We start from the raw sequence: 26,045 nt of genomic DNA, 5'->3' as shown, positions 1-26,045 counted from the left end.
AACTCGACGCCGTCGCCCTCGAAATCAACAACCGCCCTCGCAAAACCCTCGACTTCCAGACACCCGCCGAAGTATTCGAAAGAGCCGTTGCGATGACCGGTTGAGACCGCCGTGTCCCTGTTTCCGACTTCTGGAATCCACTGGGAAGCGTGACCGAGCTGAACGGGATTTTCCCCGTCGCGCGCAGTGGCCGAGTAGTTGTTCCGCGAAATTTTACCGTAACGCTACCCGGAGTGGCCATTCTTCATCCCGTATAATTATCTAAAGATTCACTTTTTTGATCAGACGTTATAATATTCAGGCTTATAAATATAAATTCTCATAGATGGATTGCCCGGACGGGTGCTTAGCGTACAGGCCGAGAACGCCACATGCTTTCGCCGTTTCGAGTAATTCTCGTGACCAAAACCAGTCTTTTATATCCAAATCTTTAAATGCATGGATTTCAGGGCTTAATTTCTTAAAAATTACACCAGATGGAAAGTTTACCCTTATGGCAGAGACGCCAGGGACAGTTTCCTTGTAATGGACGGTGACATCCGAGGCATCAGGATCCACGGCCTCGATGAGGCGACCGGGCATAATGACATTCATGGGGCGCGCGAAGCCGTTGCCCTTTAACGTGGCCCGCCGTAGCTCCACGGCGTCAGGGTCAAGACCCTCGATTATTTCCAACGCCTTGTCAGACACTATGAAGATGTCCGCCGCCGGGGCATAAAAGTCGATGACTTCGCTCTCCTTGCCCCGAAAAGTCAGGTCAAAATCCGCCACGGCATCCAAGCCGCGATGTTGCTGGTATCGATTGCCCACGTACGGCGCCTCCATCATGGGAAGAGCATTTTCCCAGACCAGCAAATCTTGCCCGTAGTCGTAGTTCGCGTGGACGCTCATGAAGCGCCCGACAGGGTCCGCGGGCTGGATGCTTCGCGCGAACGTTCGTTTCTCACGAAGCTTCACAAGCCCGCGCATCTCGGAGATCGAAGGATTGGACATAGAGTTGATAGCTCCAAACTGTTGACCGTAACTGCCAGGCTGGGAGTCCAGCTGTGCGTCGCAAATGCACTCGACCCAATTGGCTCGTCGAGACCCCATAATCGTTGCGCTCTTGTGATTCACCGCTCCCGCCCGCCTTCCTTCACCCGCCGCGCCAACGGCGACAGCAGGAACCCAATAATCCGGCGCTCACCGGTCTTGATCTCGACGGTGGCCGCCAGGCCCGGAGCTAGCGGTACGCGTTGACCCTCGATCATGATCCAAGGTTGCAACAGCTTAACCATGGCGGGAAAGACGAGTCCTTCCTTTTTGTCCTGCACAGCGTCGCGGCCCACATGTTCGATCACCCCGTGCACAATTCCGTAGCGGGTGAACGGATAGGCTTCGAGCTTGACCTCGACGCTCTGGCCCTCGTGGACGAAGCCGGCGTCGCGGTTCTGGGCGCGGGCCTCGATGATCAGCTCGCCGCCCTTGGGCGCCAGCACCATCAGCGGGTCGGCCGGCTTGACCACCCCGCCCAGGGTGTGGACCTGCATCTGCTGGATCACCCCGTCCTGCGGCGCGGTCAGCACGGTGAGACCTGCCTTGTCGCTGGCCTTGGTCAGTTCCTCGCCGGGCAGCCGGCGGTTGGCCTGCGCCTCGGTGAGAGCGCCCCGCGCCTGATCTCTCGGGACGCACGATCACCATCGATCCAGACGGCGGGCGCGACGGGTCAGCGACCAGTTCGCAACGCGCCCAGATCACTCTCCCAAGCCAGATGGCCGCGAAGTTCGCGGATGCCCCTTCAGGCCTCCGCCAGCGCCGCGGCCTCCACCAGCCGCACCACATCGCCCATGATCTCGGTGATCTTGAAGTCTTTCGGGGTGTAGATCCGCGCCACGCCCATCTGTTTCAGCACCAGGGCGTCGCCTTCGGGGATGATGCCGCCGACCACCACCGGGATGTGGCCCAGGCCCTCGGCGCGCATCACGCGGATGACCTCTTGCACCAGGTCCAGGTGCGAGCCTGACAGGATCGACAGCCCGACCACGTGGGCGCGGCCCTGCTTGGCGCGCCGAACGATCTCGTCGGGGGTCGAGCGGATGCCATCATAGATCACTTCCATCCCACAGGCCCGGGCCCGGGTGGCGATCTGTTCGGCGCCGTTGGAGTGGCCGTCCAGGCCGGGCTTGCCGACCAGATAGGTCAGGGTGCGACCCAGCACCTGAGAGACTCGCTCGACCTCGCGCTTCACCGATTCCACGTCTTCGGCGTCGCCGGTCGAGACCACCACCGCCACGCCGGTGGGGCCGCGATACTCGCCGAACACCTCGCGGAGAGCCCCGGCCCATTCGCCGGTGGTGACGCCGGCTCTGGCGGCGGTAATCGAGGGTTCCATGATGTTTCGGCCATCAGCGGCGGCGGCCTTGAGGTCAGCCAGGGCGGCCTCGGCGGCGACAGGGTCGCGGGCCGCGCGCCAAGCCTTGAGGCGTTCGACAACCCCGGCCTCCAGGCGCGGGTCGACGGTCTCGATGCTGCTCTCACCCGCCGACAACGGCGAGGCCTCGGTGTCGGTCCAGCGATTGACCCCGACCACGGTCATGTCGCCGGTCTCGACGGAGCGCACCCGCTTGGCGTTGGAGCCGACCAGTTCGCCCTTCATGTAGTCGATGGCGTTGGAGGCCCCGCCCATGGCGTCGATCAGCGCCAACTGCGCCAAAGCGCCCGCCGACAGCTCGGCGACCTTGGCCTCGACCACGTGGGAGCCATCAAACAGGTCCTCGTATTCCAGCAGGTCGGTCTCGTAGGCCAGCACCTGCTGCAGCCGCAGCGACCACTGCTGGTCGAACGGCCGCGGCAGGCCGAGCGCCTCATTCCAGGCCGGCAGCTGCAGGGCCCGGCAGCGGGCGTCCTTGCTCAGCGTGACGGCCAGGGCCTCGATCAGGATGCGGTAGACATTGTTCTCGGGCTGCTGCTCGGTCAGTCCAAGAGAGTTGACCTGCACGCCATAGCGAAAGCGCCGGGCCTTCTTGTCCTGCACGCCATAGCGCTCCAGCAGGATCTGGTCCCATAGCCGGGTGAAGCTGCGCATCTTGCAAAGCTCGGTGACGAACCGCACGCCGGCATTGACGAAGAAGCTGATCCGCGAGGCGACGATCTCGAAGTCTTCCTCGGGCACCTGGTCGCCGGCCTTGACGGTGTCGAGCACGCTGATGGCCGTGGCCAGGGCGAAGGCCAGTTCCTGCTCCGGCGTCGCGCCGGCCTCCTGCAGGTGGTAGCTGCAGACGTTCATCGGGTTCCACTTGGGCACCTCGATATAGCACCAGGCGATCATGTCGCCGATCAGCCGCAGGCTGGGGCCGGGCGGAAAGATGTAGGTGCCGCGGCTCAGATATTCCTTGATCAGGTCGTTCTGGGTGGTGCCCTGAAGCAGGCGACGGTCGGCCCCCTGCTCGTCGCCCAGCGCCACATACATCGCCAGCAACCAGGCGGCCGGGGCGTTGATGGTCATCGAGGTGTTGGACTGCTCCAGCGGGATCTGGTCGAACAGCTGGCGCATGTCGCCCAGGTGGCTGATCGGCACGCCAACCTTGCCGACCTCGCCGCGCGCCAGGATATGGTCGGCGTCATAGCCGGTCTGGGTGGGCAGGTCGAAGGCCACCGACAGGCCCGTCTGACCCTTGGAGAGGTTGGCGCGGTAGAGGGCGTTCGACTTCTCGGCCGTGGAGTGCCCCGCATAGGTGCGGAAGATCCAGGGCGCGTCCGGCGCGTGCTGGAACGGCTTGGTCGTCATCCTGCGCTTCCCGTTTATCGTTCTTGATTACCGCTGATCATGAACCCGGTTTTGCTGCGACGCAATATCGCAGGAGCGAAGGCGATCAGAAGGGTCGCTTGCCCGTCACAACCTCGAACCACAGCCGAAAGTCGCCGGCCAGGCTGTAGAGCGGATATTTGAACGTCGCCGGCCGGTTCTTCTCGAACACCAAATGCCCCACCCAGGCGAAGCTGTAGCCGATCAGCGGGGCGGCGATGAAGAACCGCCAGTCGACCAGAAACCCGCAGGCCAGGACGGCGATCACCAAGCTCGTTCCGACCACATGCAGCCGGCGGCTAGTGCGGTTGATGTGTTCGCTCAGATAGAAAGGGTAGAAGGCGGCGAAGCTGCGATATCGCCCGGGTTCGTCTTGCGTGCTCATGCCCGATGTTCCGCCCATAGGCTTGTCAGGGCAAGAACCGTGTGTCGCCTTGGCTGCCACCGGCGCCTGCCGCGCTCAACGCCAAACGATCGCAAGGTTGCGTAACAATCTGGCCTAGAATTCGCCGTGATCGAAGTATTTTAAGGCGTAACGTTAGCGCAGCACGAGGCCAAAAAGCGGCCTTCAGCGACCTAACGCCGCAGTGCCACCTCGCCGTTTCATCAACGCCACGGACGTGTCATTGTAGGGAACAACCTTTGGAGGCGAAACTTGAGCGAGGAAACCGAGGGCCGACGCCCTAATCCCGTGGACCTGCACGTCGGTGGCCGGGTCCGCATGCGTCGCAGGCTGCTGGGCGTCAGCCAGGAGCAGTTGGCCGATTCGCTGGGCCTGACCTTCCAGCAGGTCCAGAAATACGAGCGCGGCGCCAACCGCGTCAGCGCGTCGAAGCTGTACGAGATCGCCCGCACCCTGCAGGTGCCCGTGTCGTTCTTCTTCGACGGTCTGGCGGATCCCATGGACGGGTCGGAGATCGACGAAGTCGGTCAGAAGGCCGAGCGTATCGTCCAGGAATTCCTGACCACGCCCGAGGGCCTGGAACTGGCCGAGGTGTTCCCGAAGATCGGTCGCGGTCGCGTCCGTCGCCAGGTCCTCGACTTGGTTCGCGCCATGGCCGAAGAAGCCAGCCGCGCGGAAGAGGCCGCCTAACACCGGCCAAGATCTCGGATGTTTCGTTCAGGCCTCGGCGTTCACACGCCGGGGCCTGATCGCTATCGGGGGTCAGCTTGCCGAGACGCGGCCCTGAGCCGCCTGCCACATCCGCTTGGCGGTCTGTAGCGAAGCCGTCGCCAGGCCGCGCAGGTCGTGGCTGCGCACGATCCTCAGACCGAACTCGCGGTCCTTCTGCCAGATCACCTTGACGTCGTGGGCGTAGCCGCTGACGAGATCGACCAGTTGAACGGATTCAGGCGGCGTGGACCCCGACAGCATCTGGATGCGCAGGCCGCTCGCGGACTCGTCGCGGATTACGCAGTCCCAGGCGAAGGCGCCGCAGAGCACCTTGCCGGCATGTTGCATTATCGTGCGTGTGCCAGCGCGCCGGTCTTGGGCCCCGCCAGAGCCGAACTTGGACATACACCTACCAACGCGCATCGATGTTAATCGGCGGTGCGCGCAGAGGGTTTATTTCCCGATGACCACGCCGCCTGAACGGACTCGCCGCTAAAATCTGTGGAAACCCAGAGGCTCGACCGTTATTTGGCCGGTAACCGGTCTGCGGCTAACGTGTCTGGGCGAGCCGGCGAAGAACGGCATGCGAGGAATCACAGGGGACGACTCCATGACCCACGGCGTGGCGCTGCTGGCGGACGTGACCGGGCGCGAACTGATCGTCGCCCTGGCCAAGCCGGGCGACAATCCGGGCGACCATCGCGTCCTGCCGTGCTCCACCGCGCTGGAACTGGAGGCTGGCCTTCGGTCGGTGGTGGCGGAACTGGCGACCGACGACCTGATCGGGGCGGCGGTCAGCGCGGCCGGGCCCGCGATCGACGGCTCCGTGATCTTGACCAGCACCGGCCTGACCATTTCCCAGGCTTGGCTGCGCAACGTCCTGCGCACGCCGCGGGTCTATCTGGTCAACGACTTCACCGCCTGCGCGATGGGGGCCCCAAAGGTGGCGGAAGCCTCGCTCGGCGTGATCCACCCCGGAAAGGCGGACCGCAACAGCGCCATCGCGGTGCTGGGACCCGATATTGGACTGGGCGTGGCGGCCCTGGCTCCGTTGCGAGGCGACGGCTGGCTAGCCGTTCCCAGCGAGGGCGGCCACATGGACTTTTGCCCGCTGGAGGCGCGCGAAGCGGCGGTCTTCTCGGCCATCCGCGTTCGTCATGGCGATATCTCCGCCGAACGGCTGCTGTCCAAGGAAGGATTGAGCGACATCCACGCCGCCCTGGCGAGCGAAGACCCCACTTACCGGCCTAAAGATGACAACGCTGTCATCAGCTTGGCGCGGTCGGGCGACGCGGTCGCGCGTGAGGCGCTCTCGATCTTCAGCGGCCTGCTGGGCGGTTTCGCCGGCGACATGGCCCTGCTGTTCGCCGCCCGGGGCGGGGTGTTCCTCAACAGCCCCCTGCTGGAAGAGATCGGCGATTTGCTGGACCAGGAGGCCTTTATCCGTCGCTACCGCGCCAAGGGCCGGATGAGCCACTACGTGGCCGACCTGCCGGTGTTCATCATGCCGGGTCGCCCCGCCCTGCTGGGTCTGTCGAGCCTGTTCACAGCCAGCGACATGCGCTACGCGGCCTCGGACGTGAAGTTCTTGGACTGCTGACAGGCGGCGGGGACCAGCAAGCCGCGCCCCGCCCACCGCTCTACGCCTTGGGCGTGGTGGCGATCGACCATTTGACGCCGTAAGGGTCCTTCAACTGGCCATAGCGGTCGCCCCAGAACATCAGCTGCGGCGCCATCAGGGTCTCGGCGCCCGCCTTGATCGCGCGCTCGAACCAAGCGTCCACGTCGTCGACCTGTAGATGCAGGGTGAAGGCGCCGGGGGTTTCGAGCGCATAGCCGTGATCGGGATAGGCGTCGCTGAGCATCACCGAATTGCCATTCATGCGCAGATGGATGTGCATGGTCCGCCCCTGCTCGTCGGGCTCGAAGCGGAACAGATCCTCGGCCGCGAACGCCTTGACGTAGAAATCCGCCTTCGCGCTGGCGTCGCTGGACTGCAGACAGGGAACCACGCCGCCGACGACGGGCGGGCTGGCGGCGAGCTTTTCGAGTCGCCGGTCGCTCATGGTCGTTTCTCCCTGGATCGAGGCCTGATCTGAGGACGAACCGGGCCATGCGGACCCGACATCACCGGAGGATTTTTCCGCAGCTTGCCTAGCTGGCCGCGCCGTCGCGCTCCAATCGGTCGAGATGAAGCCGGATATGGGTGGCCTCGGCGGGGGTGTTGGCCAGGGCGATCGCCTGGTCGAACGCCGCGCGGGCCTCTTCGCGCCGGCCCAGCTGGAAAAGCAGCCCGCCCCTCAACCCGAAGAAGTAGAAATAGCCCGACAGCTTGGCGGCCAAGGGCTCGATCATCGCCAGGGCCGCCCCTGGCCCCGCGACCTTCGCCACGGCCACGGCGCGATTCAAGGTGACCACCGGCGACGGCGCCAGTTGCTCCAGGTCGCCATACAGCAGGTCGATCCGCGCCCAATTGGTCGCTTCGGGGCGCGGCGCGCGATCGTGCTCGGCGGCGATCGCGGCCTGAACCAGATAAGGGCCTGGCCGGCGGTGGCGGACGGCCTTGTCGATCAAGGCCAGCCCCTCGTCGATCATCCGGCGGTTCCACAGGCTTCGATCCTGGTCCTCCAGCAACACGACCGCCCCCTCGGTGTCGAAACGGGCCGCCGCACGAGCGTGCTGCAGCAGCAGCAAGGCGGTCAGGCCCATGACCTCCGGCTCGCCCTGAAACAGGCGCAGCAGCAGCCTCGCCAGGCGAATGGCCTCGTCGCACAGCGAGCCCCTGGTCGCGGCCGCCTCGCCGCTGGCCGAGTAACCCTCGTTGAAGATCAGATAGATCATCGCCGCCACGGCGTTGAGCCTCGTCACTTGCTCCGCCGCGTCCGGCGCGCCGAACGGTACGCCCGCCGCGCCGATCCTGGCCTTGGCGCGGGTGATACGCTGCTCCATCGCCGATTCTCCGACCAGAAAAGCGCGGGCGATCTGGCGAACATTCAGGCCCGAGACAATGCGCAAGGCGACCGCCACCTGCTGGGTGGCGGTCAGGTCTGGGTGGCAGCAGATGAACAGCAGCCGCAGCACGTCGTCGCGATAGTGGTCGCCGTCCAGCCGCTCGACCAACGAGGCCTCGGCGTCTTCGAGGTCGGAGATCAGCGCCTCGGCCGGCAGAGGCGCCGACTTGCTGCGCTTGCGCACCCCATCCAACGCGGCGTTTCGGCCCACCAGGATCAGCCAGGCGGTCGGGTCGCGCGGTGGCCCATTCCCTGGCCAAGCCTTCAGGGCGCGCAGGCAGGCGTCCTGGAAGGCTTCCTCCGCCGTGTCCAGGTCGCGAAAATACCGCAGCAGCGCCGCCACGGCCTGGGGCCGGGCCGCGGTCAGGGCGGCGTCGATCCATGCCCCGTCGAGACTGCAGCCGCCCATGCTCGCCATGTCGCTCATCCGCCAGCCGCCTTCATCGCGCGGCTCGGCCCGACCTGGACCGCGACAGGCCGAAAAAGGCCGATCGGCCGCACTTCAAAGGCCCCGCCGCTGGCATTGGCCGTGGCCAGTTGCCGCGCCACATCGATCGCCGCCTCCAGCCCTTCGCACTCGATCACATGGAAGCCCAGCAGCTGTTCCTTGGTCTCGGCGAACGGCCCGTCGATCACCAGATTCTCGCGACCCTTGCGCAGGGTGACGGCGCTGGTGGTCGGTAGCAGCCGGGCGACGGGGCCAAGCCAGCCCTTGCGGACCAACGCCTGTTCAACCTCCGCCAGCCGCGCCATCACCGCGTCGTCCTCCGCCTGGGTCCACGATCCGACCATGTCTTCGGCGTCGTAGCAAAGGATCGCGTAGAGCATGGAACAGACCGCCTCTCGCAACCAGGACGATCCGCGCGCCCGGCATCCGACATGGCGTTCTGGAAAAGGCCGCGAAATCCTTTTGCGGCCAGGCTTGGACGATCAAATTACCGACACGAACCTGCGCTAACCGGTCGCACGGAGGCGAGAAAATCGTCCACTGCGTGAGCGTCGCAATCCTTTTTCGCCTTCTGGGCGCAGGCGGAATTGACGGGCGCAAGCTGTCGCAACTGCGGTCAACGCCGCCCGTTCAAGGCGGGGTAAGGCGGCTGGCGAAATCGCGGCGGGCGTTGGGAAACACCGCTTGGTGGCTGGGGGCGGGATTGAACCGCCGACCTGTGGGTTATGAATCCACCGCTCTAACCATCTGAGCTACCCAGCCCGCGCGAAGCGGAGGCGGGCTTATATGCGCAAAGCGGGGGCGGCTTCAAGCCCGTCCGAGCATCAGATCGAGCACCGCGCCAAGTCGCCGCTCAAGGCTTTCCGGACCATAGTCAGCCAGCACCTTGGCGCGCGCCGCGACGCCCAGGGCCACGGCCTTGGACGGCGCGGCGATCAACCCCGCCAGGCTGGTGGCCAGGGCGGCGGCGTCGCCCGGGGGGACCAGCCGGCCATCGACGGCTTCGGCGATCATCTCGACCGGACCCGGAATGGCGCTGGCCGCGACCGGCAGGCCGACGGCCATGGCCTCCAGCAGCACCAGCGGGAAGCCTTCCTGGTGCGACGGGAAAGCAAAGACGTCGCCGGTGGCGAGAAAGGCCGAGACGTCGTCACGCCAGCCGACCAGGCGCACGCGCTCGGCCAGACCGTGCTGGGCGATTAGCCCTTCCAGCTTGCCGCGTTCATCCCCCTCGCCGGCGATCTGCGCCTCGAAGGCCACGCCTTCGTCGCGCAACAGGGCCAGGGCGGCGATCAGAATGTCGAAGCCCTTCTTGGGATGCAGACGGCCGGCGGCGACGATAAGCGGCGGGCGGTCCATCCCTGAGAAAGGCGCCGCCAGAAGCGTCGGGGGCCGGACGGCGTTGGGCACGAAATGGACGCGGTGAGCGGGCGCGCCGCGTTCGATGGCGAGCCGCGCCAAATGCTGGCCGACGCAGAGATAATGCGTCCGGGTGGTGTCGATATCGAAGGCCGGCTTGTGCACGCAGACGGCCAGCACGGCCTTCGCCGGCGCGACCTTGGCCATCAGGCGGGCTGGACGCTGGCCATGGCTAAGGATCAGGTCCGGCGCCGCGGCTTTCACCAGCTTGCGAGCCGCGCCCAGGGTGATGGGGTCCCAGTCGGTATGGGCCGGCATCGTCGCCAGGGCCGGAACGCGGCCATGCTCTTGGGCCGCGACCCTGCCCCCGGCCCGCACCACACCCGTGGCGACGCCGCCGTCGGTCGCCGCATAGGCTTCGAGGATGGGCTGGTAGTCGAGAAACACCTGCTCCAGGCCACCCAATCCCTTGCCCAACATGGCGTGCAGGATGGCGATCAAGGCGGGCTCCGTCTCTGGCGAGGCCGGACCTTCGTCGGGGGCGCGCCGCAAGTCAACGCCTGGAGCTGGTCGGCGGGCTCAAGGGCTAACTCGCGCGCCTGACCCTCGAGCTCACTCCGCCGATCGACTCGCGACCGCCTCCTCCACAGAGTGAGCCTGCTATTTCGGCTTGCCCTTGCGTGCGTCCCAGAGGCTCGCCGCCAGTGACGGCTTGCCCTTCAGCAGGGTGGCGGCGGCCATGCCGGCCATGAACGAGGCGGTGGGATGGGCCTGGATCATCGCCACCACGCGCTCGTCCAGCGGCGGCTGGCGGGTGCGGGCGATGTGGCTCTTCTGCGCCAACGCCCACACCGTCACCGCCAGGGCCGCTGTCGCTGCGACGATGGTATAGGCCCATGCGGCCCCGACCCACTGACTGAGAAAGGCGAACACCGCCATCGCCGTCGCCACTGCGGCGATCGCGGCCGCCATGATCAGACCAACCCCCGTCATTAATCGCGAGATCAGTCTATCGATAAAGTCGTCAAGCATATCGCCCTCCTGAAAAGCCAAGACGCCAACGCATGAAGTGGAACTTGGTCGCAAAGCGGCCTTACACGGCCAGCCGTAGGGCGACCTCTTCGCCGATGGCCAACGAACTGGTCAGGCCAGGGCTCTCGATGCCAAACAGCGCCATCAGCCCCACCAGGCCGTGGGTGTCGGCGCCGCGCAGCTGGAAATCGGGCTGCGGATCGTTGGGGCCATGCAACTTTGGCCGGACGCCGGCATAGTCGGCGGTCAGCAGGTCTTCCGGCACGTCGGGCCAGAACTTGCGGATATAGGCGGCGAACACCGCAGCCTTGGCGGGATCGACCGAATAGTCGGGAGCCGGCACATATTCCAGGTCGGGTCCGAACACCGCCTGACCGCCCAGATCGTTGCGATAGTGGGTGCCAAGGGCCCCATGGATCGGCGGCGGATAGATCAGCCGCTGGAACGGCGCCTTGGCCGCCAGCCGGAAATAGACGCCCTTGCCGAAATGGGCCTCCGGGATCTGGTCCTTGGGAAAGCCTTCGATGTTGGCCGCCACCGCCTGGGCCGACAGGCCGGGGGCCGTGACCAGCAGGCGACAGGTCAGGGTCGCCGCCTCGGGACCGCCGATCCGCACAGTGAAGCCGCCGCCGGCCAGGGGGGTCGCGCCCTCGAACGGCGTATTGATCACAACCGCCCCGCCGGCCGCCTCGACCTCGCCCTGCAAGGCCAGCATGTAGTCGTGGCTGGCGAAGACGCCGCTCTCGGGCGACAGCAGGGCGGCGTGAGCGTTGAGACCAGGCTCCAGGGCGCGGGCCTGGGCGCCGGTCAAGCGCTCCATGCCCTCCACATCATTGGCCAGGGCCTGGTCGTAGATCGTCGCGAGTTGCTCGAGTTCGGACTCCTGGGTCGCCACCACCAGCTTGCCGCACTTCTTGTAGTCGAGGTGATGCTTGTCGAGGAAAGCGTAGAGCAGCCGCCGCCCCTCGACGCACAGCCGCGCCTTCAGCGAACCGGTCGGATAGTAGAGCCCGCCGTGGATCACCTCGGAATTGCGCGACGACACACCTTGGCCGATGTGGCCCTCGGCCTCCAGCACGGCCACGGCCAGCCCGCGCTGGCTCAGGGCGTAGCCGCAAGCCAGGCCCACCGCGCCAGCCCCCACCACGACGGCGTCGAAATCGAAGTCTTGGATCATTTGAGGGACGCCGCGTGCTTCATGGCGCGAATGCGCACGAGGCGATCCGAGACCGAAGAGAAGATGATGAACGGTCCGTATGGAATGGCTCGCCAGTCCTTGCGGTTGCGCAGATTGGCCCGGGCCGCGAACGGAAAATCGACGACGCGCTCGCAACGATCTAGCAATTCATCGAGATAGCGCTCGGCTCGGCGCGGCCAGGACTGCCTTCGGCAACATAGGCCCGAACGGACAGCAGATCGCGTCGCGCGCCCGCCGTGATCGCCAGCCGCCGCCTCACCCGCGCGACGCATCCAGGCGCTCTTTCAGACCCGCGCGAAGCTCGGCGAAGAAACCTTCCGCGTCGACGTCGGTCGAGGGATCATCCTCGGCCTCAAGCGCGTCGAGGAAGCGCTCAAGCTTTTCGGAGCCGCCCATGACCTCGGCGGCGCGCCGATAGTTGAGTTCGGCCAGTTCCGCGCTGACCGCTTCGTCGAGCGACGTGAACTCGCCACGCTCGACACGCGCCTGCAGATCGAAGGCGTCGTCCGGCGTCAGGGTCACGGCGACCGGGGCGGGATGGACCGGCTTGTTCATGGGCCGAGCCTATCACGAAGGCAGAAACTCGCCAGTCATCAGCGCGTCAAGCGCTGCGTGGAAAACGTCATCACGATCCCGCCGATCGGCCCAGACGCTTTGTTCCCTACCCCTCCCACTGCGACCACAGCGCCGCAGCGTCCGCCTTGGCCTTGACCACCGAGGCGTCCTTGACGTGGCCGTAGCCGCGGATGTTCTGCGGGACCGACGCGATGCGGGCCGCGATCGGCAGGCGTTCGGGCGTGAGCCCGCCGGTCAGGCGGTCAAGGGTGAGTTCGTAGTCGGCGATCAGGCCGCGCTCCATCCTGCGCTCCTCGGTCCCGCCGAACAGGTCGAGCGGTCCGCCCCGCAGGCCCTTCATCCTGGCCATGATGGGGAAGGCGTAGTCGAGCATCCACCCGCCGAAAGCCATCTTGCGCGGCCGGCCGTCCTTGTCCTTGGCGCCGATGATCGGCGGAGCCAGCCAGACCTTGACCTTGCCGCCCTTGAAAGTCCCGGCCAATTCGGCCTTGAAGCGACCGTCCGTATACAGACGGGCGACCTCGTACTCGTCCTTGTACGCCATCAGCTTGTACAGATTGACCGCCGCCGCGCGGGTCAAGGGCAGGCCCCCAACGGAGTCGGCGCCTTCGCCGCCATCGGCGACCTCGGCGGCGCGGACCTTGGCGACCTTGGCGGTGTAGCGATCGGCATAGGCCTGGTTCTGATAGGCCACGAGGTCGGCCGTGCGCTTGGCGATCAGTTCGTCCAGCGACATCGTCTCCGGCGTCGGCACATCGGCGTCGCCCCCCTGCTGGCTTGAGGGCCCCATCGCGGCCGGGTCATGCGCTACGCGGCGACCCAGCTCGAAGGCGGCGAGGTTGGCGTCGTAGTCGACGCCATTCAGCTTGATCGCCCGATAGACCGCGCGGCTGGACAGCGGGATCACCCCGCGCTGCCAGGCGAAGCCGACCATGATCATGTTGGCGAAGATGGCGTCGCCGAACTGGGTCTCGGCCAGGTGCTGGGCCGGACAGGAGTCGAAGGTCTTGACCGCGCCCTTGATACGCCGGGCCATGGCGCTTGAGTCGAACCGCACGTCGCGGCTGGTGACGAAGTCGGCGGTGGGCGCAAAATCGCTGTTGCCGAACGCGCGGGTGCGGTCCTTGGCGTATAGCGACAGGCCCTCCGGCGAGGCCGCCACCAGCATGTCGCAGGCGATCAGCACGTCGGCGCTGGCGGCGGGCACGCGGCCGCCGACCACGGTGTCCTCGGTCTCGCCGATCTTGACGTGGCTGAACACCGAGCCGCCCTTCTGGGCCAGGCCGGTCATGTCCACGACGCTGCCCGCTCGACCGTCGACATGGGCGGCCATGGCCAGGATCGAGGCCACGGTGGTGACGCCCGTGCCGCCCACGCCAGTGAAGATGATCCGCCGCACGCCGTGGAAGTCGCTGAATACCGGTAACGGCGTGGAATCGGCCGTCAGGGCCGGGGCCTTCTTGGCCTTGGTGCTCTCGGCGCCCTCCAGGGTGATGAACGACGGGCAGAAGCCGTCGACGCAGCTGTAGTCCTGGTTACAAGACGACTGGTTGATCTTGCGCTTGCGGCCGAACTCGGTGTTCAGCGGCTCCACCGACACGCAGTTGGACTTGATCGAGCAGTCGCCGCAGCCCTCGCAGACCAGGGGATTGATGAACACCCGCTGGGTCGCCTTGGCCATGGTCCCGCGCTTGCGGCGACGGCGCTTCTCGGTGGCGCAGGTCTGGTCATAGAGCAGCACCGTGGTGCCCAGCGTGTCGCGCAGCATCTTCTGCACGCTCATCAACTCGGACCGCGGGAAGACCTCCACGCCGGGGGCTAGATCCTTGACCCCTTCGTAGCGCTTAAGCTCATCGACCACGATCACCGTCCTGGTGACGCCTTCACTGGCGAGCTGGCGAGTGATCTGGGCAGGGGTGAAGCCGCTTTCGGCCTGCTGCCCTCCGGTCATGGCCACCGCATCGTTGAACAGCAGCTTGTAGGTGATGTTGGCCTTGGCGGCGATCGCGGCCCGGATGGCCAGGGAGCCCGAGTGATTGTAGGTGCCGTCGCCCAGGTTCTGGAAGACGTGCTTCTCGGTGGTGAACGGCGCGGCGCCCACCCAGGTCAGGCCCTCGCCGCCCATGTGGGTGTTGAGGTCGGTCGAGGGATCGTTGAAGCCGGCCATGTAGTGGCAGCCGATCCCGGCCAGAGCCCGCGAGCCCTCGGGCAGCTTGGTCGAAATGTTGTGCGGGCAGCCCGAGCAGAAGAACGGCTTGCGCTGCTGGTCGGCGGCCAGGCTGACAGCGGCGACGCCGGCGGCCGAAACGCGGTTCAGATAGGCCTGGGCCCGCTCCATGTGCGGCCCTTGCGGCAGGCGGTCATAGATGGCCAAGGCGATTTCGGCGACCGACAGCGAGCCCAGCTCCGACAGCAGCGGGTGGCCGTGCTCGTCCAGCTTGCCGATGATCCGGGGACGGGCATGGGCGGGCAGGTCGTAAAGCGCAGCGCGGGCCTGCGGCTCGATCAGCCCGCGCTTGTGCTCGATGACCATCAGGATCTCGAGACCGGCGGCGAAGCTGCGCATGCCCAGCGGCTCCAGCGGCCAGGGCATGCCGACCTTGTAGATCGAGACACCCAGGTCCGACGCTTCCTCGAGGCTCATGCCCATGGCGGTGAAGGCTTCCAGCACGTCCTTATAGGCCTGGCCCTGGCAGACGATGCCGAGGCGGGCCTTGCCGACCCGCACGTGCCCCCCTTTTCCATACAAGCCGCCCAGCACGACCCGGTCGATGCGGTTGGCGCGGGCGAAGGCCAGGGCGGCGGGCAGCTTGTGGAGGCGGAGGCGACGCTCCTTCTCCATCGGCTGGTCCTTCAACCGGATCCCCAAGCCGCCGGGCGGCATCGGGAAGTTCTCGGGAATGATGATCTTGTGCCGGTCCAGCGAGACGTCGATGGTCACGCCCGAGTCCATGGTGTCAGCCAGGGCGATCATGCCCGTCCACAGGCCCGAGAACCGCGACATCGAAATGCCCATCAGGCCGTAGTCGAGCACCTCCTGGACGTCGGCCGGTGACAGCACCGGCATCTCGAAGTCCTGGAAGGCGAACTCCGACTGCGACGGCAAGGTCGAGCTCTTGCAGCCATGGTCGTCGCCGGCCACGGCCAGCACGCCGCCCGTGGGGAAGGATCCGGCGAAATTTGCGTGCTTGAAGACGTCGCCGGTGCGATCGACGCCGGGCGCCTTGCCGTACCACATGCCGAAGACCCCATCATGGGTGGCGCCGGGGAACAGGTTGGCCTGCTGGCTGCCCCACACAGCGGTGGCGGCCAGGTCCTCGTTGAGGCCCTCCTTGAAGACCACGTCGTGGGCGGTGAGAAGTCCCGACAGGCGAGCGGCCTGCTGGTCCAATCCCCCCAGGGGCGAGCCGCGATAGCCCGACAGGAAGCCGGCGGTGTTTAGCCCATTGCGGGTGTCGAGACGCTTGCGGTCGAGCAAAACGCGGAGCAGCGCTTGCACGCCAGTGATGAAGGCGCGGCCATCTTCGAGCACATATTTGTCGTCAAGCGTGACTTCCGAGTGCCGCATAGCAAAAATTTTCCTCGTGGGTCTTCTCGCCCGCTCAGCAATATCTTATAGAAGCGGGGAAATTGTTTGCCCAAGGCTTGCCCGACTCAAGGCCGCTTTCGGCACGATCGCCGCGCTAAATGACCTCTGGGGGAGGAATTCTTGTCCGAACAACTCGACGCCGTGGATGCCAAGATCCTCGATCTCATCCAACACGACGCCGGACTGTCTGTCGCGGAGATCGCGGAGCGAGTCGGGCTGTCTTCCAGCCCGTGTTGGCGCCGGATCAAGCGCCTTGAGGACGCGGGCGTCATCCAGCGCCGCGTGACCATCCTGGACCGCGAAAAGCTGGGCCTGGGCTTCGAGGTCTATTGCACCGCCAAGCTCTCGCTGCCGACCAAGGAAAACCTCGAGGTCTTTGAACAGGCCGTCGGCAAGTGGGCCGAGGTGGTGCAGTGCGCCACCGTCACCGGCGCCGCCGACTACGAGCTGCGCATCGTCACCCGCGACATGCGGGCCTTCGACGAGTTCCTGCGCGACAAGCTGCTGTCGCTGGGCCTGGTGTCCAACATCGAGAGCCGGATCGTCATCCGCGGCGTCAAGAACTCCACCGCAGTGCCGCTGGGGCTGGTCAGCCCGTATGTCAGCCCGCTGAGCTGACCGAAAGGCTCGGCAATAGCGAAAATTGCTATATATTGGCATTGCCCCTTGGAGCGACGCCATGAACGTGTCCTTGACAACCGAACTTGAGCGCCGGATCGCCGAGAAGGTGGAGTCCGGCCTCTACACCACCGCTAGCGAGGTCGTACGGGAAGGTCTGCGCCTGCTGTTCTCCGCCGACTCACTTCGAGCCCAGCAACTTGAGCGCTTGAACGCGGACCTTCAGCTCGGCCTCGACCAACTGGATCGAGGCGAAAGCATCACGGGCGAAGAGTTGGCCCGCGAACTGGACGCCCTGCTGAAATCGGCGTGACCGCCTACTCGGTCTCCTCGGCGGCGCGGCAGGATCTGTTGGATATCGTCAGCTATATCGCTGCTCGCGATATTGACGCCGCGACAAAGGTTCGAGACGCCCTGCTGACCGCTTTCGACCGCCTGGCGAGACGCTCAGCCCTGGGCCACGCCCGGCCCGACTTAACCAGGCTTCCCCTAAGGTTTTGGAGCGTCGCCGGTCGCTACAGCGTGGCCTATCGCGGCGATGGCGGGTCCGTGGAGATCGTTCGCGTCTTCGGCCCGGGCAGGGACATCGCCTCGCTTCTGCGCTGAGCTTCACCTCCGATTTCTTCTAGAATCCCCTCGCCTCCCCATTCACACTAACCTCTCCACCACCTCGGAGCCCTCCCATGATCGACCTCGTCATCGACCGGCGCCGCAAGGATCTCGGCGGGTTCGAGGTGGGGCGCGTCCTGCCCTTTCACAGCCGGCGGATGGTGGGGCCGTTCACCTTCTTCGACCACATGGGGCCGGCCCGGTTCGAGCCCGGCTTCCCGCGCAATGTCGATGTCCGGCCGCATCCGCATATCGGCCTGTCGACCCTGACCTATCTGTTCGAGGGCGAGATCACTCACAAGGACAGCATCGGCTCCAATCTGCCGATCCGTCCGGGCGAGGTCAACTGGATGACGGCCGGCAGCGGCATTACCCATTCCGAACGCTTCGAGACCTTGCGCCGCGACGGCGGCGTCATGCACGGCATCCAGGCCTGGGTCGCCCTGCCGGACGGCCAGGAAGAGGTCGATCCCGCCTTCTCGCATCATCCCCGCGACCAGATGCCGGTGTTCGAGGACAAGGGTCTGAAGGCCGCCCTGGTGGCCGGCAAGGCGTTCGGCGCCTCGGCCCAGGTGCCGGTGTTTTCGCCGCTGTTCTACGTGCACTGGGAAATGGCTGCGGGCGCCAAGGCCGGACTGCCGGCCGAATATCCCGAGCGCGCCGCCTATGTGGCCACCGGCAAGGTCGAGGTCGAAGGCCAGACCCTGCACGCCGGGCAGATGGCGGTGTTCAAGCCGGGCGACACCATCGTCTTCGAAGCGCTTGAGCCGTCGACCGTGATGCTGCTGGGCGGCGAGCCGGTCGGCCCGCGTTTCATCGAATGGAACTTCGTCTCCTCGTCCAAGCACCGGATCGAGCAGGCCAAGGCCGACTGGCGCGCCCAGCGCATGAAGCTGCCTGACCTGGACGACCAGGAGTTTACCCCCCTGCCCGAGCCGGTTCCGCCGGCCCAGCCGATGTCCTAAGCCCCGCGACCAAGGTCGGGGACACGCCCAAGGGCATGTCCCCGACCTGCGGCGTCACGATCCCCGTTGAATCTCCCCGCCTCGAGCGCCCATAAGGTCTCCATGACCGATCTCGCGCTCGAAACCTTCGTCCGTGGCCTGCCCAAGGCCGAACTTCACATGCATATCGAGGGCAGCCTCGAACCCGAGCTGATGTTCGAGCTGGCCGCGCGCAACGGCGTCATCCTGCCGTTCAAGACGGTCGAGGAGGTCCGCGCCGCCTACGACTTCTCCAACCTGCAGGACTTCCTGGATATCTATTACCAAGGCGCGGGCGTCCTGCTCACCGAGGCCGATTTCAAGGACCTGGCCCTGGCCTATTTCCGCCGGCTGGCGGCCGATGGCGGCACCCATGCCGAGATCTTCTTCGACCCCCAGACCCACACCGATCGCGGCGTGGCGTTCGGCACGGTGATCGCCGGGCTGACGGCCGGCATGGTCGAGGCCGAGGCGACGCTGGGCATCAGCTCCAAGCTGATCCTCTGCTTCCTGCGCCACCTGGACGAAGCCGCCGCCTTCGCCACCCTGGAAGAGGCCAAGCCCTATCTCGACAAGATCGCCGGGGTTGGCCTGGACTCCTCCGAAGTCGGCCACCCGCCCGCCAAGTTCGCCCGTGTGCTGCAGGCGGCGCGAGACCTGGGCCTCAAGCTGGTGGCGCACGCCGGCGAGGAAGGCCCCCCGGCCTATGTCTGGGAAGCGGTCGATATCATCAAGGTCGACCGCATCGACCATGGCAACCGGGCGCTGGAGGACGACTGCCTGACGGCGCGGCTGGTGCAGGACGGCACGACGCTTACGGTCTGCCCGCTGTCGAACCTGAAGCTGTGCGGGGTTTCGGATCTGAAGCATCACCCGCTGAAGCGAATGCTGGATCTGGGGCTGAAGGCCACGGTCAATTCCGACGATCCGGCCTATTTCGGCGGTTATCTGCTCGAGAACTACATGGCGACGGCAGAAGCCATCGGCCTGACGCGGGATGAGCTGATCACCCTGGCCAAGAACAGCTTCACGGGGTCGTTCCTGGACGAGGCGGAGAAGGCCGAACGGGTGGCGGGAATCGACGCCTATGTGGGATCACACCCACTTGCCCCCACCTGACCGCTTCGCGGTCTGTCCGCCCCCATGGGGGGCGGAGCTCAAAAGCGCGGGGCTCTTCTCCCTCTGGGGGAAGACGATCGCGAAGCGATCCCTAGGGGGCAAGTGTTCGCCGCTAGAGCGCCCGGCGCACCGCGTCCGCCAACTCGTCCAGCTCGGCGATGCCCAGATCCGCGCTGAACGGCAGGCTCAGCACCGAGTTGGCCAACCGATCGGCCACCGGCGTCTCGTCGCGGGCGGCGTGGCCCGGGCCGACGGCGTTGGTGGCGTAGCCCATTTCGGCCAGCTTGGCGGCCACGGAGGGCGCCGCGCCCTCCTGCAGGCTGACGACCCAGGCGTCGGACACCCAGCTCATCCCCCAGCCCGGCTGAAAACCGATCGGCGCGCCCAGGAGCAGCATCCGCAGGCGCTGGGCGGCGGTGGCCAGGCGCAGGCGCTGGCCCGACCAGGCGTCCAGACCCGCGTCACCGGAAAAGGCCGGCGCATCAAGGCGGGCGACGAAATCGGCGTCCTCGCAGGCCACGAACACCCCGCGACCGCCGGGCATGCCGACCACCACGGGAACGGGGGCTTCCATCACCACGTCGAAGCCCTCTGCGGCGTCGACGACGATCGGCAGGCCCGTCTCGATGTGGAACGCGGCCCAGGCCGTCATGTCCGGCGCTCGGCCAAAGGCGCAGGTGGGGACAATGGCCTCGATCGGCGGCGGAGCCTCACCCAGTCGCTCGCGCAGGTGGGCGGGGTCGAACATCCAGCTGTAGGGATCCACATCGACCAGCCACGGCCGGAGACCGGCGGCGGCGATGCCCTGAAGCGTGGCGGCCGAGGCCAGGGCGGGAACGATGCAGACGCCGCCGCGACGCGCGCCGGCGGCGGCCAAGGCGGCGGCCAGGGCGGCGACCCGGGTCGAGACCGCGCGGACGGCGGTCGGACGATCGAATCGGTCGGCCAGCTTGGCGTCCAGGCCCGGCGTCAGGCCCTGGCGCAGCAAATGCTCGACGGCCGCGAAGTCGACGGGCACCCCGCGCTTGACGAGTCGCTCGCGCTTGCTGACCTGGCCCGAGGGCGCGGCTTGGGACTGAGGCTGCATCAGGATTACGTTTCCGACGAATCCGGCTTTGCCACACGGCATCACCTTATGGTTAAGCAAACGTATCGAGTGACTCGGATGATGCGCATGCGGCGCGCCGTCGCGGCATTTTTGGCGCCGGAATCTTTGACCTAGGCAGAAGCCGTCCATTCGTCGCGCAGTTCGCGCTTCAGAACCTTGCCGATATGACTGCGGGGCAAGGATTCCACGAGACGCAGGTCGACCAGTCGCTGGGTCTTGCCCAGCCGAGCATTGACCCAGTCCCTCAACCCCGCCGCGTCGATTCGCGCATCAGGCCTCAGCGCCACGAAGGCCACCGGCGATTCGCCCCAGGCGTCGGACGGCACGCCGACCACCGCGGCCTCGACCACATCCTCGTGCTTGACGATCTGCGCCTCGATGTCGCTGGGATAGATGTTGAAACCGCCGCTGATGATCATGTCCTTCTTGCGATCCATCAGGGTGAGGAAGCCTTCATCGTCGAACCGACCGACGTCGCCGGTCCGAATAAAGCTCCAACCCTCGGGCGAGCGCCAGGTCGCCTCGGCGGTCTTGCCCGGCTGGCCGTGATAGCCGTTCATCATGCCCGCCGAGCGGCCGACGATCTCGCCGACCACGCCCGGGCCAACCTGCACGCCATCCTCGTCGATCAGCCGGATGTCATGGCCGGGCGCTGGGCGGCCGACCGTGTGCAGCTTGTCCGGATGCTCGTGGGCCATCAGGATGCAGGTGCCGCCGCCCTCGGTCATGCCGAAATACTCGACCAGCCCGCCGGGCCAACGAGCCAGGACCTCCCCCTTAAGCTCGGCGGCGAAGGGCGCGCTGGTGCAGAACTTCAGGCGGGTCGAGGACAGGTCGAAGTCGCTGAAGTCGGGGCGGTCCATCAGCCGGCGGTACTGCACGGGCACCAGCATGGTGTGGGTCATGCGATGATCCTGGGCCAGTTCGAGATATTTGCCGGCGTCGAACTTCTTCATCAGCAACACCGTACCGCCGCCCGCCAGGGTGGGAAAGAAGCAGACCAGGGTGGTGTTGGAATAGAGCGGCGTCGACAGAAGGGTGACGGTGTCGGACCCGTAGCCCACGGCGTCGCCCCGGAACACGTGCTTCCAGCGCATGGCGTGCGACTGGACGATGCCCTTGGGCGCGCCGGTGGTGCCGCTGGAATAGATGATGTTGAAGGGGTCTTCGGGCGCGATGGTCACGGGCTCTGGCCGGATGCCGTCCGGGGCCAGCCAGGCGTCGAAGGCCTCGCCGAAGTCCGCGCCGTCCAGGGCGATGTAGCGCACGGCGATGGGCGCGGGCTTCTGAGCCTCGGCGACGCCGGCGTCCATGAAGAACAATCGCGCCCCGCAGTCGGCGACCATGCCGGCGATGGCCTCCGGCGTCGAGGACGGGGCCAGGGGCGCGACGGCGACGCCGGCTCGCAGGGCGCCGAGGAACAGCGCCGTGTACGGAATGGATGACAGGGCGCAGACGGCGACGGCCTCGTTTCGGCCGATCCCGTCGCGTTGCAGGGCGGCGGCCACGCGGTCGGCCAGGGCGTCGAACTGGGCGTAGGTCACGGCCTCGCCGGTTTCCAGGATCACGGCCGAGTGGTCGGGATGCTCCTGGGCCCGAAGCCGGAGGATGTCGCCCATCACGCCGTAGTCGGCGGTCATCATGTCGGCGATGGTGTTCATGGAAGTCCTACTCAATGCCCAGGATGGAGACAGACACATGTGCCTGTCTCCATCGGCTTCGCCGAACGCCTCACGCGTCCTTGAACCCCTTGCCCTCGGCCACCAGCCGTTCCAGCAGGGCCGAAGGCTTGAAGTCGTCGCCCAACTCGGCCTGGAACGCCTTCATCTTGGCCAACACCTTATCGAGCCCCACCAGCTCGCCCCAGAACATCGGGCCGCCGGTATATACCGGCCAGCCATAGCCGTTGATCCAGACGGTATCGATGTCCGACGCCCGGATCGCCTTGCCCTCTTCCAGGATCTTGGCCCCCTCATTGACCATCGGGTACAGGCACCGCTCCAGGATCTCCTGGTCACTGATCGCGCGACGCTGGATCTGGCGCTTTTCGGCGAAGTCGAGGATCACCTGCTCGACCTCTTTGCTCGGCTTGGCGACGCGGTTCTCGTCGTAGTCGTAGAAGCCCTTGCCGTTTTTTTGGCCGCGGCGGTCCATCTCGCACAGCACTTCGCGCACTGTGGACGAGCTCGACTTGGTCTGGTCCCAGCCGATGTCGAGACCGGCCAGGTCGCTCATGGCGAACGGCCCCATCGGCAGGCCGAAGTCGTACAGCACGCGGTCGACGTCCCAGGGCATGGCGCCTTCCAGGATCAGCTTCTGGGCCTCGCGCTGGCGCTGGGCCAGCATGCGATTACCGACGAAGCCGTGGCAGTTGCCGACCAGCACCGCGACCTTGCCGATCTTCTTGCCGATCTGCATCGAGGTGGCGATCACCGACTTGTCGGTCTTTTCGCCGCGTACGATCTCCAGCAGCTTCATCACATTGGCCGGCGAGAAAAAGTGCAGGCCGATGACGCTTTGCGGCCGCGAGGTCGAGGCGGCGATGACGTCGATGTCGAGATAGGAGGTGTTGGAGGCCAGGATCGCGCCGGGCTTGGCAATCGTGTCCAGCTTGCCGAACACCTCCTTCTTGATCTCCATCAGCTCGAACACCGCCTCGATGATCAGGTCGCAGTCGGCCAGGTCTTCCAGGTGCATGGAGGGTGTCAGCAGGCCCATGCGCTTTTCGACGTCGTCCTGGGTCAGGCGGCCCTTCTTGGCGGTGTTTTCGTAGTTCTTGCGGATCACCCCGACGCCGCGATCCAGGTTCTCCTGCTTGGCCTCGATGATCGTCACCGGGATGCCGGCGTTGAGGAAGTTCATCGAGATGCCGCCGCCCATTGTGCCGGCCCCGATCACGCCGACCTTCTTGACCGGGATGATGGCGGTGTCGTCCGGCACGTCGGGGATCTTGTTGGCCTGGCGTTCGGCGAAGAACACGTGGCGCTGGGCGGCCGACTGACTGCCGGTCATCAGCTCCATGAACAGCTTGCGCTCTTCCTTCAGCCCCTCGTCGAAGGGCAGGTTGACGGCCGCCTCGACGGCCTTGATGTTGTTTTCCGGAGCCAGGAAACCGCGGAACTTGCGGGCGTTGGCCTTGCGATATTCGCTGAAGATCTCGGGCTTGCCGCGCGCGGCCTCGACCTTGGCGTTCTGGTCGCGGATGCGGGTCAGGGGCTGGTCCTCGGCCAGCACCACCTTGGCGAAGGCGATGGCCCCGTCGCGTAGAGCGCCTTCCTCGACGATCGAGTCGAACAGGCCCATGGCCAGCGCGGCCTTGGCCGGGATGTGCTGGCCGGTGGTGACCATCTCCAGGGCCTTTTCGACGCCCACCACGCGCGGCAGGCGCTGGGTGCCGCCGGCGCCGGGCAGCAGGCCGATATTCACCTCGGGCAGGCCAGCCTTGGCCGAGGGCACGGCGACGCGGTAGTGCGCCACCAGCGCCGCCTCCAGCCCGCCGCCCAGCACAGTGCCGTGGATCGCGGCGATCACCGGCTTGGGCGAGTTCTCGATGGTGTTCTGAACGTCCTGCAGAGACGGCCCGGTCATGGCCTTGCCGAATTCGGTGATGTCGGCGCCGGCGATGAAGGTCTTGCCCTCGCAGATCAGCACGATGGCCCGGACCGCCGGATCGGCGATCGCCGCCTCGAAACCCTTGGACAGCCCCTCGCGCACCGCCGCCGAAAGGGCGTTGACTGGCGGCGAGTTCAGCGTGACGACGCCGATGTCGCCTTCGACCGAGAAGTCCGTGACGGTGTTGATCGCGGCCATGGCGCTTCCATCCCTGAGCTGGCGTTGCACGTTCTTGAGTTTGAACGGTTGTTTGAAGCGAAACCTGCACAGACCGGGCGGTGAAGTCCAGGGGTCGCGAACGGCGCCGGAAATTTAGGCGCCGGCCGTTGACGGCGCGAAGATCATACTAGAAATTCGAAAATGCCAGTTTCAGTCTGAACATTCGGGCGGTGGGGGATATTCGCCAGGACAAGAGGCCCGCCAACACCAGGCGGCCTTGGACAAATGGTCCGACTGACAAGGGGCGTACGCGCTGACTCGGTTTCCAGGGAGCGACTTGCATGCGTCCCCCATCTTCGAAACCGATCCGGAGCGGCCGCGGCGCGCCGACAGGCGTGTCGACTAGGTGAAGCGCACTCGGCGCGGGAGCCCTCTCCCGCGCCGCTTTCTTTCCAGGCTCTGTGCCCTAAGCCGCCGACTCCGTGAAGGCCGCATAGACCAGGGTGCGCAGCTCGCGCCGGATCGGGTAGGCCGAGGACGGGATCAGCTGGGTCATGAACACCACCGCCAGATCCTCGACCGGATCGATCCAGAATGCGGTCGAGGCCATGCCGCCCCAGAAATATTCGCCCAGCGAGCCAAGGTTCCTGGTTCGGGCCTGATCGACGGTCATCGCGAAGCCGAGGCCAAAGCCCAGGCCCTCAAACACCGCTTCGCTGAACAGCGATTGCGACATCTCCGTCAGTTCCTTGCCGCCTGGCAGATGATTGGTGGTCATCAGCTTCAAGGTCTTGGGGCTGACGATCCGGGCGCCGTCCAGTTCGCCGCCGTTCAGCAGCATGCGGCAGAACCGCATGTAATCGTCGGCCGTCGAGACCAGCCCGCCGCCGCCCGACTTGACCGAGGGATCGGTGAGGTAGCGGCTGGTCTCGGGATCGTCCTGCAGCACCACCTCACCCTTGGCGTTGAGGGTGTAGCAGGCGGTAAAACGATCCTTCTGACTTTCCGGGACGAAGAAACCGGTATCGACCATCTTCAGCGGGTCGAAAATCCGCTCCTTAAGAAACGTCTCGAATGGCTGGCCCGAAATCAGCTGAACCAGATAGCCCAGCACGTCGGTGGCCACCGAATAGTTCCAGGCCTCGCCAGGGCTGAATTCCAGCGGCACGGTTCCCAGCGTCCCGATGAAGTCATTCAGCCCGCCGTCGCTATCGACCCCATCGAGCTTCAGCTTGCGATAGGCCGCGTCGACATTGCTTCGCTGCTGGAAGCCATAGGTCAAACCGGCGGTATGGCGCAGCAGATCGACGATCCGCATGGGCTCGGAGACGGGCTTGGTCTGGAACGCGCCCGCCACGCCAGCCTGGAACACGCCCAGGTTTTTCCAGGCCGGGATGTAGCGGTGCACCGGATCGTCAAGCGCGACCTTACCCTCCTCGACCAGCATCATGAAGGCGATCGAGGTGATCGGCTTGGTCATCGAATAGATGCGAAACAGGCTGTCGGCCTTCAGCGGCAAGCCGCGTTCCTTGTCGGCGGAGCCCAGGATCGCGGTATGGGCCAACTGGCCACGACGCCAGACCTGAACGAGAGCGCACGGCAGTTTTCCGGGCGCGATATATTGGTCTTGGATGAAGGCGTCGATGCGCTTCAATCGGTCCGACGACAGACCCACGGCTTCCGGTGTGCTCAACGGCGTATCTCCCACGGCCACCCGAGGCGGGCG

At 65.9% G+C, this 26,045-nt stretch carries 26 protein-coding genes and 1 tRNA gene; 8 read left to right on the top strand and 19 right to left on the bottom strand.

The annotated features are described in order from the left end of the window. Positions 1-303: 303 nt before the first annotated feature. The 4 genes from ACP696_RS19575 to ACP696_RS19560 form a co-directional block, all read right to left on the bottom strand. Positions 304-993, bottom strand: a complete 690-nt coding sequence (locus ACP696_RS19575; protein ID WP_426015167.1) for an imm11 family protein — start codon at positions 991-993, stop codon at positions 304-306. Positions 994-1,112: 119 nt separating this feature from the next. Continuing rightward, a complete protein-coding gene (locus ACP696_RS19570) occupies positions 1,113-1,565 on the bottom strand; it encodes an HlyD family efflux transporter periplasmic adaptor subunit (protein WP_426044204.1) in 453 nt (150 codons plus the stop codon). Positions 1,566-1,777: 212 nt separating this feature from the next. Next, positions 1,778-3,766 carry a methylmalonyl-CoA mutase family protein gene (locus ACP696_RS19565; protein WP_426044203.1) on the bottom strand — a complete coding sequence of 663 codons (1,989 nt, stop codon included), beginning with the start codon at positions 3,764-3,766 and terminating at the stop codon, positions 1,778-1,780. 85 nt (positions 3,767-3,851) lie between these two features. Next, positions 3,852-4,169: an Mpo1-like protein gene (locus ACP696_RS19560; protein ID WP_426044202.1), complete on the bottom strand. Its 318-nt coding sequence runs from the start codon at positions 4,167-4,169 to the stop codon at positions 3,852-3,854. A 270-nt stretch (positions 4,170-4,439) separates the two neighbouring features. On the opposite strand from ACP696_RS19560, the gene ACP696_RS19555 reads away from it, so the two are divergent. Continuing rightward, positions 4,440-4,877 carry a helix-turn-helix domain-containing protein gene (locus tag ACP696_RS19555; RefSeq protein ID WP_426015175.1) on the top strand — a complete coding sequence of 146 codons (438 nt, stop codon included), beginning with the start codon at positions 4,440-4,442 and terminating at the stop codon, positions 4,875-4,877. A gap of 72 nt (positions 4,878-4,949) precedes the next feature. Here ACP696_RS19555 and ACP696_RS19550 read toward each other — a convergent pair whose 3' ends face one another. Beyond that, complete coding sequence (locus ACP696_RS19550; protein ID WP_426015177.1) at positions 4,950-5,246, bottom strand: PilZ domain-containing protein; 297 nt, start codon at positions 5,244-5,246, stop codon at positions 4,950-4,952. Positions 5,247-5,508: 262 nt separating this feature from the next. Between ACP696_RS19550 and ACP696_RS19545 the strand changes: the two genes are divergently transcribed. Continuing rightward, a complete protein-coding gene (locus ACP696_RS19545; RefSeq protein WP_426031866.1) occupies positions 5,509-6,498 on the top strand; it encodes a glucokinase in 990 nt (329 codons plus the stop codon). Positions 6,499-6,538: 40 nt separating this feature from the next. Here the strand turns inward: ACP696_RS19545 and ACP696_RS19540 are convergent, their stop codons facing one another. The 3 genes from ACP696_RS19540 to ACP696_RS19530 form a co-directional block, all read right to left on the bottom strand. Further along, a complete protein-coding gene (locus ACP696_RS19540; protein ID WP_426031868.1) occupies positions 6,539-6,964 on the bottom strand; it encodes a VOC family protein in 426 nt (141 codons plus the stop codon). An 88-nt stretch (positions 6,965-7,052) separates the two neighbouring features. Next, a complete protein-coding gene (locus tag ACP696_RS19535; RefSeq protein ID WP_426044201.1) occupies positions 7,053-8,336 on the bottom strand; it encodes an RNA polymerase sigma factor in 1,284 nt (427 codons plus the stop codon). Continuing rightward, positions 8,333-8,737 carry a YciI family protein gene (locus ACP696_RS19530; RefSeq protein ID WP_426044200.1) on the bottom strand — a complete coding sequence of 135 codons (405 nt, stop codon included), beginning with the start codon at positions 8,735-8,737 and terminating at the stop codon, positions 8,333-8,335. Before ACP696_RS19530 ends, ACP696_RS19535 begins: the two co-directional genes overlap by 4 nt. On the opposite strand from ACP696_RS19530, the gene ACP696_RS19525 reads away from it, so the two are divergent. Beyond that, entirely contained in the window at positions 8,736-8,867 is a 132-nt protein-coding gene (locus tag ACP696_RS19525; protein ID WP_426015186.1) for a hypothetical protein, read from the top strand. The two genes, ACP696_RS19530 and ACP696_RS19525, sit on opposite strands and share 2 nt — an antisense overlap. Positions 8,868-9,042: 175 nt before the next feature. Here the strand turns inward: ACP696_RS19525 and ACP696_RS19520 are convergent. From ACP696_RS19520 to ACP696_RS19490, 7 genes are all read right to left on the bottom strand, one after another. Beyond that, a tRNA-Met gene (locus ACP696_RS19520) sits at positions 9,043-9,119 on the bottom strand. A 45-nt stretch (positions 9,120-9,164) separates the two neighbouring features. Next, positions 9,165-10,217, bottom strand: a complete 1,053-nt coding sequence (locus ACP696_RS19515; protein WP_426044199.1) for a glycosyltransferase — start codon at positions 10,215-10,217, stop codon at positions 9,165-9,167. Between the two features lie 159 nt (positions 10,218-10,376). Then, positions 10,377-10,748, bottom strand: a complete 372-nt coding sequence (locus ACP696_RS19510; RefSeq protein WP_426015191.1) for a hypothetical protein — start codon at positions 10,746-10,748, stop codon at positions 10,377-10,379. A 61-nt stretch (positions 10,749-10,809) separates the two neighbouring features. After that, positions 10,810-11,922: an NAD(P)/FAD-dependent oxidoreductase gene (locus ACP696_RS19505; RefSeq protein ID WP_426031904.1), complete on the bottom strand. Its 1,113-nt coding sequence runs from the start codon at positions 11,920-11,922 to the stop codon at positions 10,810-10,812. Next, entirely contained in the window at positions 11,922-12,218 is a 297-nt protein-coding gene (locus tag ACP696_RS19500; protein ID WP_426044198.1) for a type II toxin-antitoxin system RelE/ParE family toxin, read from the bottom strand. The genes ACP696_RS19505 and ACP696_RS19500 overlap by 1 nt, the downstream gene beginning before the upstream one ends. Then, on the bottom strand, positions 12,202-12,501 hold the full coding sequence (locus ACP696_RS19495; RefSeq protein WP_426044197.1) for a hypothetical protein: 300 nt from the start codon (positions 12,499-12,501) through the stop codon (positions 12,202-12,204). The genes ACP696_RS19500 and ACP696_RS19495 overlap by 17 nt, the downstream gene beginning before the upstream one ends. A 106-nt stretch (positions 12,502-12,607) precedes the next feature. Next, a complete protein-coding gene (locus tag ACP696_RS19490) occupies positions 12,608-16,090 on the bottom strand; it encodes an indolepyruvate ferredoxin oxidoreductase family protein (RefSeq protein ID WP_426044196.1) in 3,483 nt (1,160 codons plus the stop codon). Positions 16,091-16,231: 141 nt separating this feature from the next. Between ACP696_RS19490 and ACP696_RS19485 the strand changes: the two genes are divergently transcribed. From ACP696_RS19485 to ACP696_RS19465, 5 genes are all read left to right on the top strand, one after another. Beyond that, positions 16,232-16,729, top strand: a complete 498-nt coding sequence (locus ACP696_RS19485; protein WP_029914476.1) for an Lrp/AsnC family transcriptional regulator — start codon at positions 16,232-16,234, stop codon at positions 16,727-16,729. A gap of 61 nt (positions 16,730-16,790) precedes the next feature. Then, a complete protein-coding gene (locus ACP696_RS19480) occupies positions 16,791-17,042 on the top strand; it encodes a type II toxin-antitoxin system ParD family antitoxin (protein WP_426015197.1) in 252 nt (83 codons plus the stop codon). Continuing rightward, positions 17,039-17,335 (top strand): type II toxin-antitoxin system RelE/ParE family toxin, encoded by a 297-nt coding sequence (locus tag ACP696_RS19475; protein WP_426015199.1) that lies wholly within the window; start codon positions 17,039-17,041, stop codon positions 17,333-17,335. The genes ACP696_RS19480 and ACP696_RS19475 overlap by 4 nt, the downstream gene beginning before the upstream one ends. A gap of 77 nt (positions 17,336-17,412) precedes the next feature. Next, on the top strand, positions 17,413-18,303 hold the full coding sequence (locus ACP696_RS19470) for a pirin family protein (protein ID WP_426015202.1): 891 nt from the start codon (positions 17,413-17,415) through the stop codon (positions 18,301-18,303). A 102-nt stretch (positions 18,304-18,405) separates the two neighbouring features. Beyond that, positions 18,406-19,440: an adenosine deaminase gene (locus ACP696_RS19465; protein WP_426015203.1), complete on the top strand. Its 1,035-nt coding sequence runs from the start codon at positions 18,406-18,408 to the stop codon at positions 19,438-19,440. A 112-nt stretch (positions 19,441-19,552) separates the two neighbouring features. On the opposite strand, the gene ACP696_RS19460 is transcribed toward ACP696_RS19465, so the two are convergent. The 4 genes from ACP696_RS19460 to ACP696_RS19445 form a co-directional block, all read right to left on the bottom strand. Beyond that, positions 19,553-20,527, bottom strand: a complete 975-nt coding sequence (locus ACP696_RS19460) for a DegT/DnrJ/EryC1/StrS family aminotransferase (protein WP_426015205.1) — start codon at positions 20,525-20,527, stop codon at positions 19,553-19,555. A gap of 131 nt (positions 20,528-20,658) precedes the next feature. Then, a complete protein-coding gene (locus ACP696_RS19455; RefSeq protein WP_426044195.1) occupies positions 20,659-22,209 on the bottom strand; it encodes a class I adenylate-forming enzyme family protein in 1,551 nt (516 codons plus the stop codon). A gap of 70 nt (positions 22,210-22,279) precedes the next feature. Further along, a complete protein-coding gene (locus ACP696_RS19450; protein ID WP_426044194.1) occupies positions 22,280-24,358 on the bottom strand; it encodes a 3-hydroxyacyl-CoA dehydrogenase NAD-binding domain-containing protein in 2,079 nt (692 codons plus the stop codon). A 427-nt stretch (positions 24,359-24,785) separates the two neighbouring features. After that, complete coding sequence (locus ACP696_RS19445; RefSeq protein WP_426015210.1) at positions 24,786-26,012, bottom strand: serine hydrolase domain-containing protein; 1,227 nt, start codon at positions 26,010-26,012, stop codon at positions 24,786-24,788. Positions 26,013-26,045 lie beyond the last annotated feature (33 nt).

Origin of the sequence: Caulobacter sp. DWR3-1-2 (assembly GCF_049896225.1) — a bacterium.
In the GTDB taxonomy this organism is placed as follows: domain Bacteria; phylum Pseudomonadota; class Alphaproteobacteria; order Caulobacterales; family Caulobacteraceae; genus Caulobacter.
Note: the sequence above shows the minus strand (reverse complement) of the source record. Positions and strands in the feature narration are given on the sequence as shown.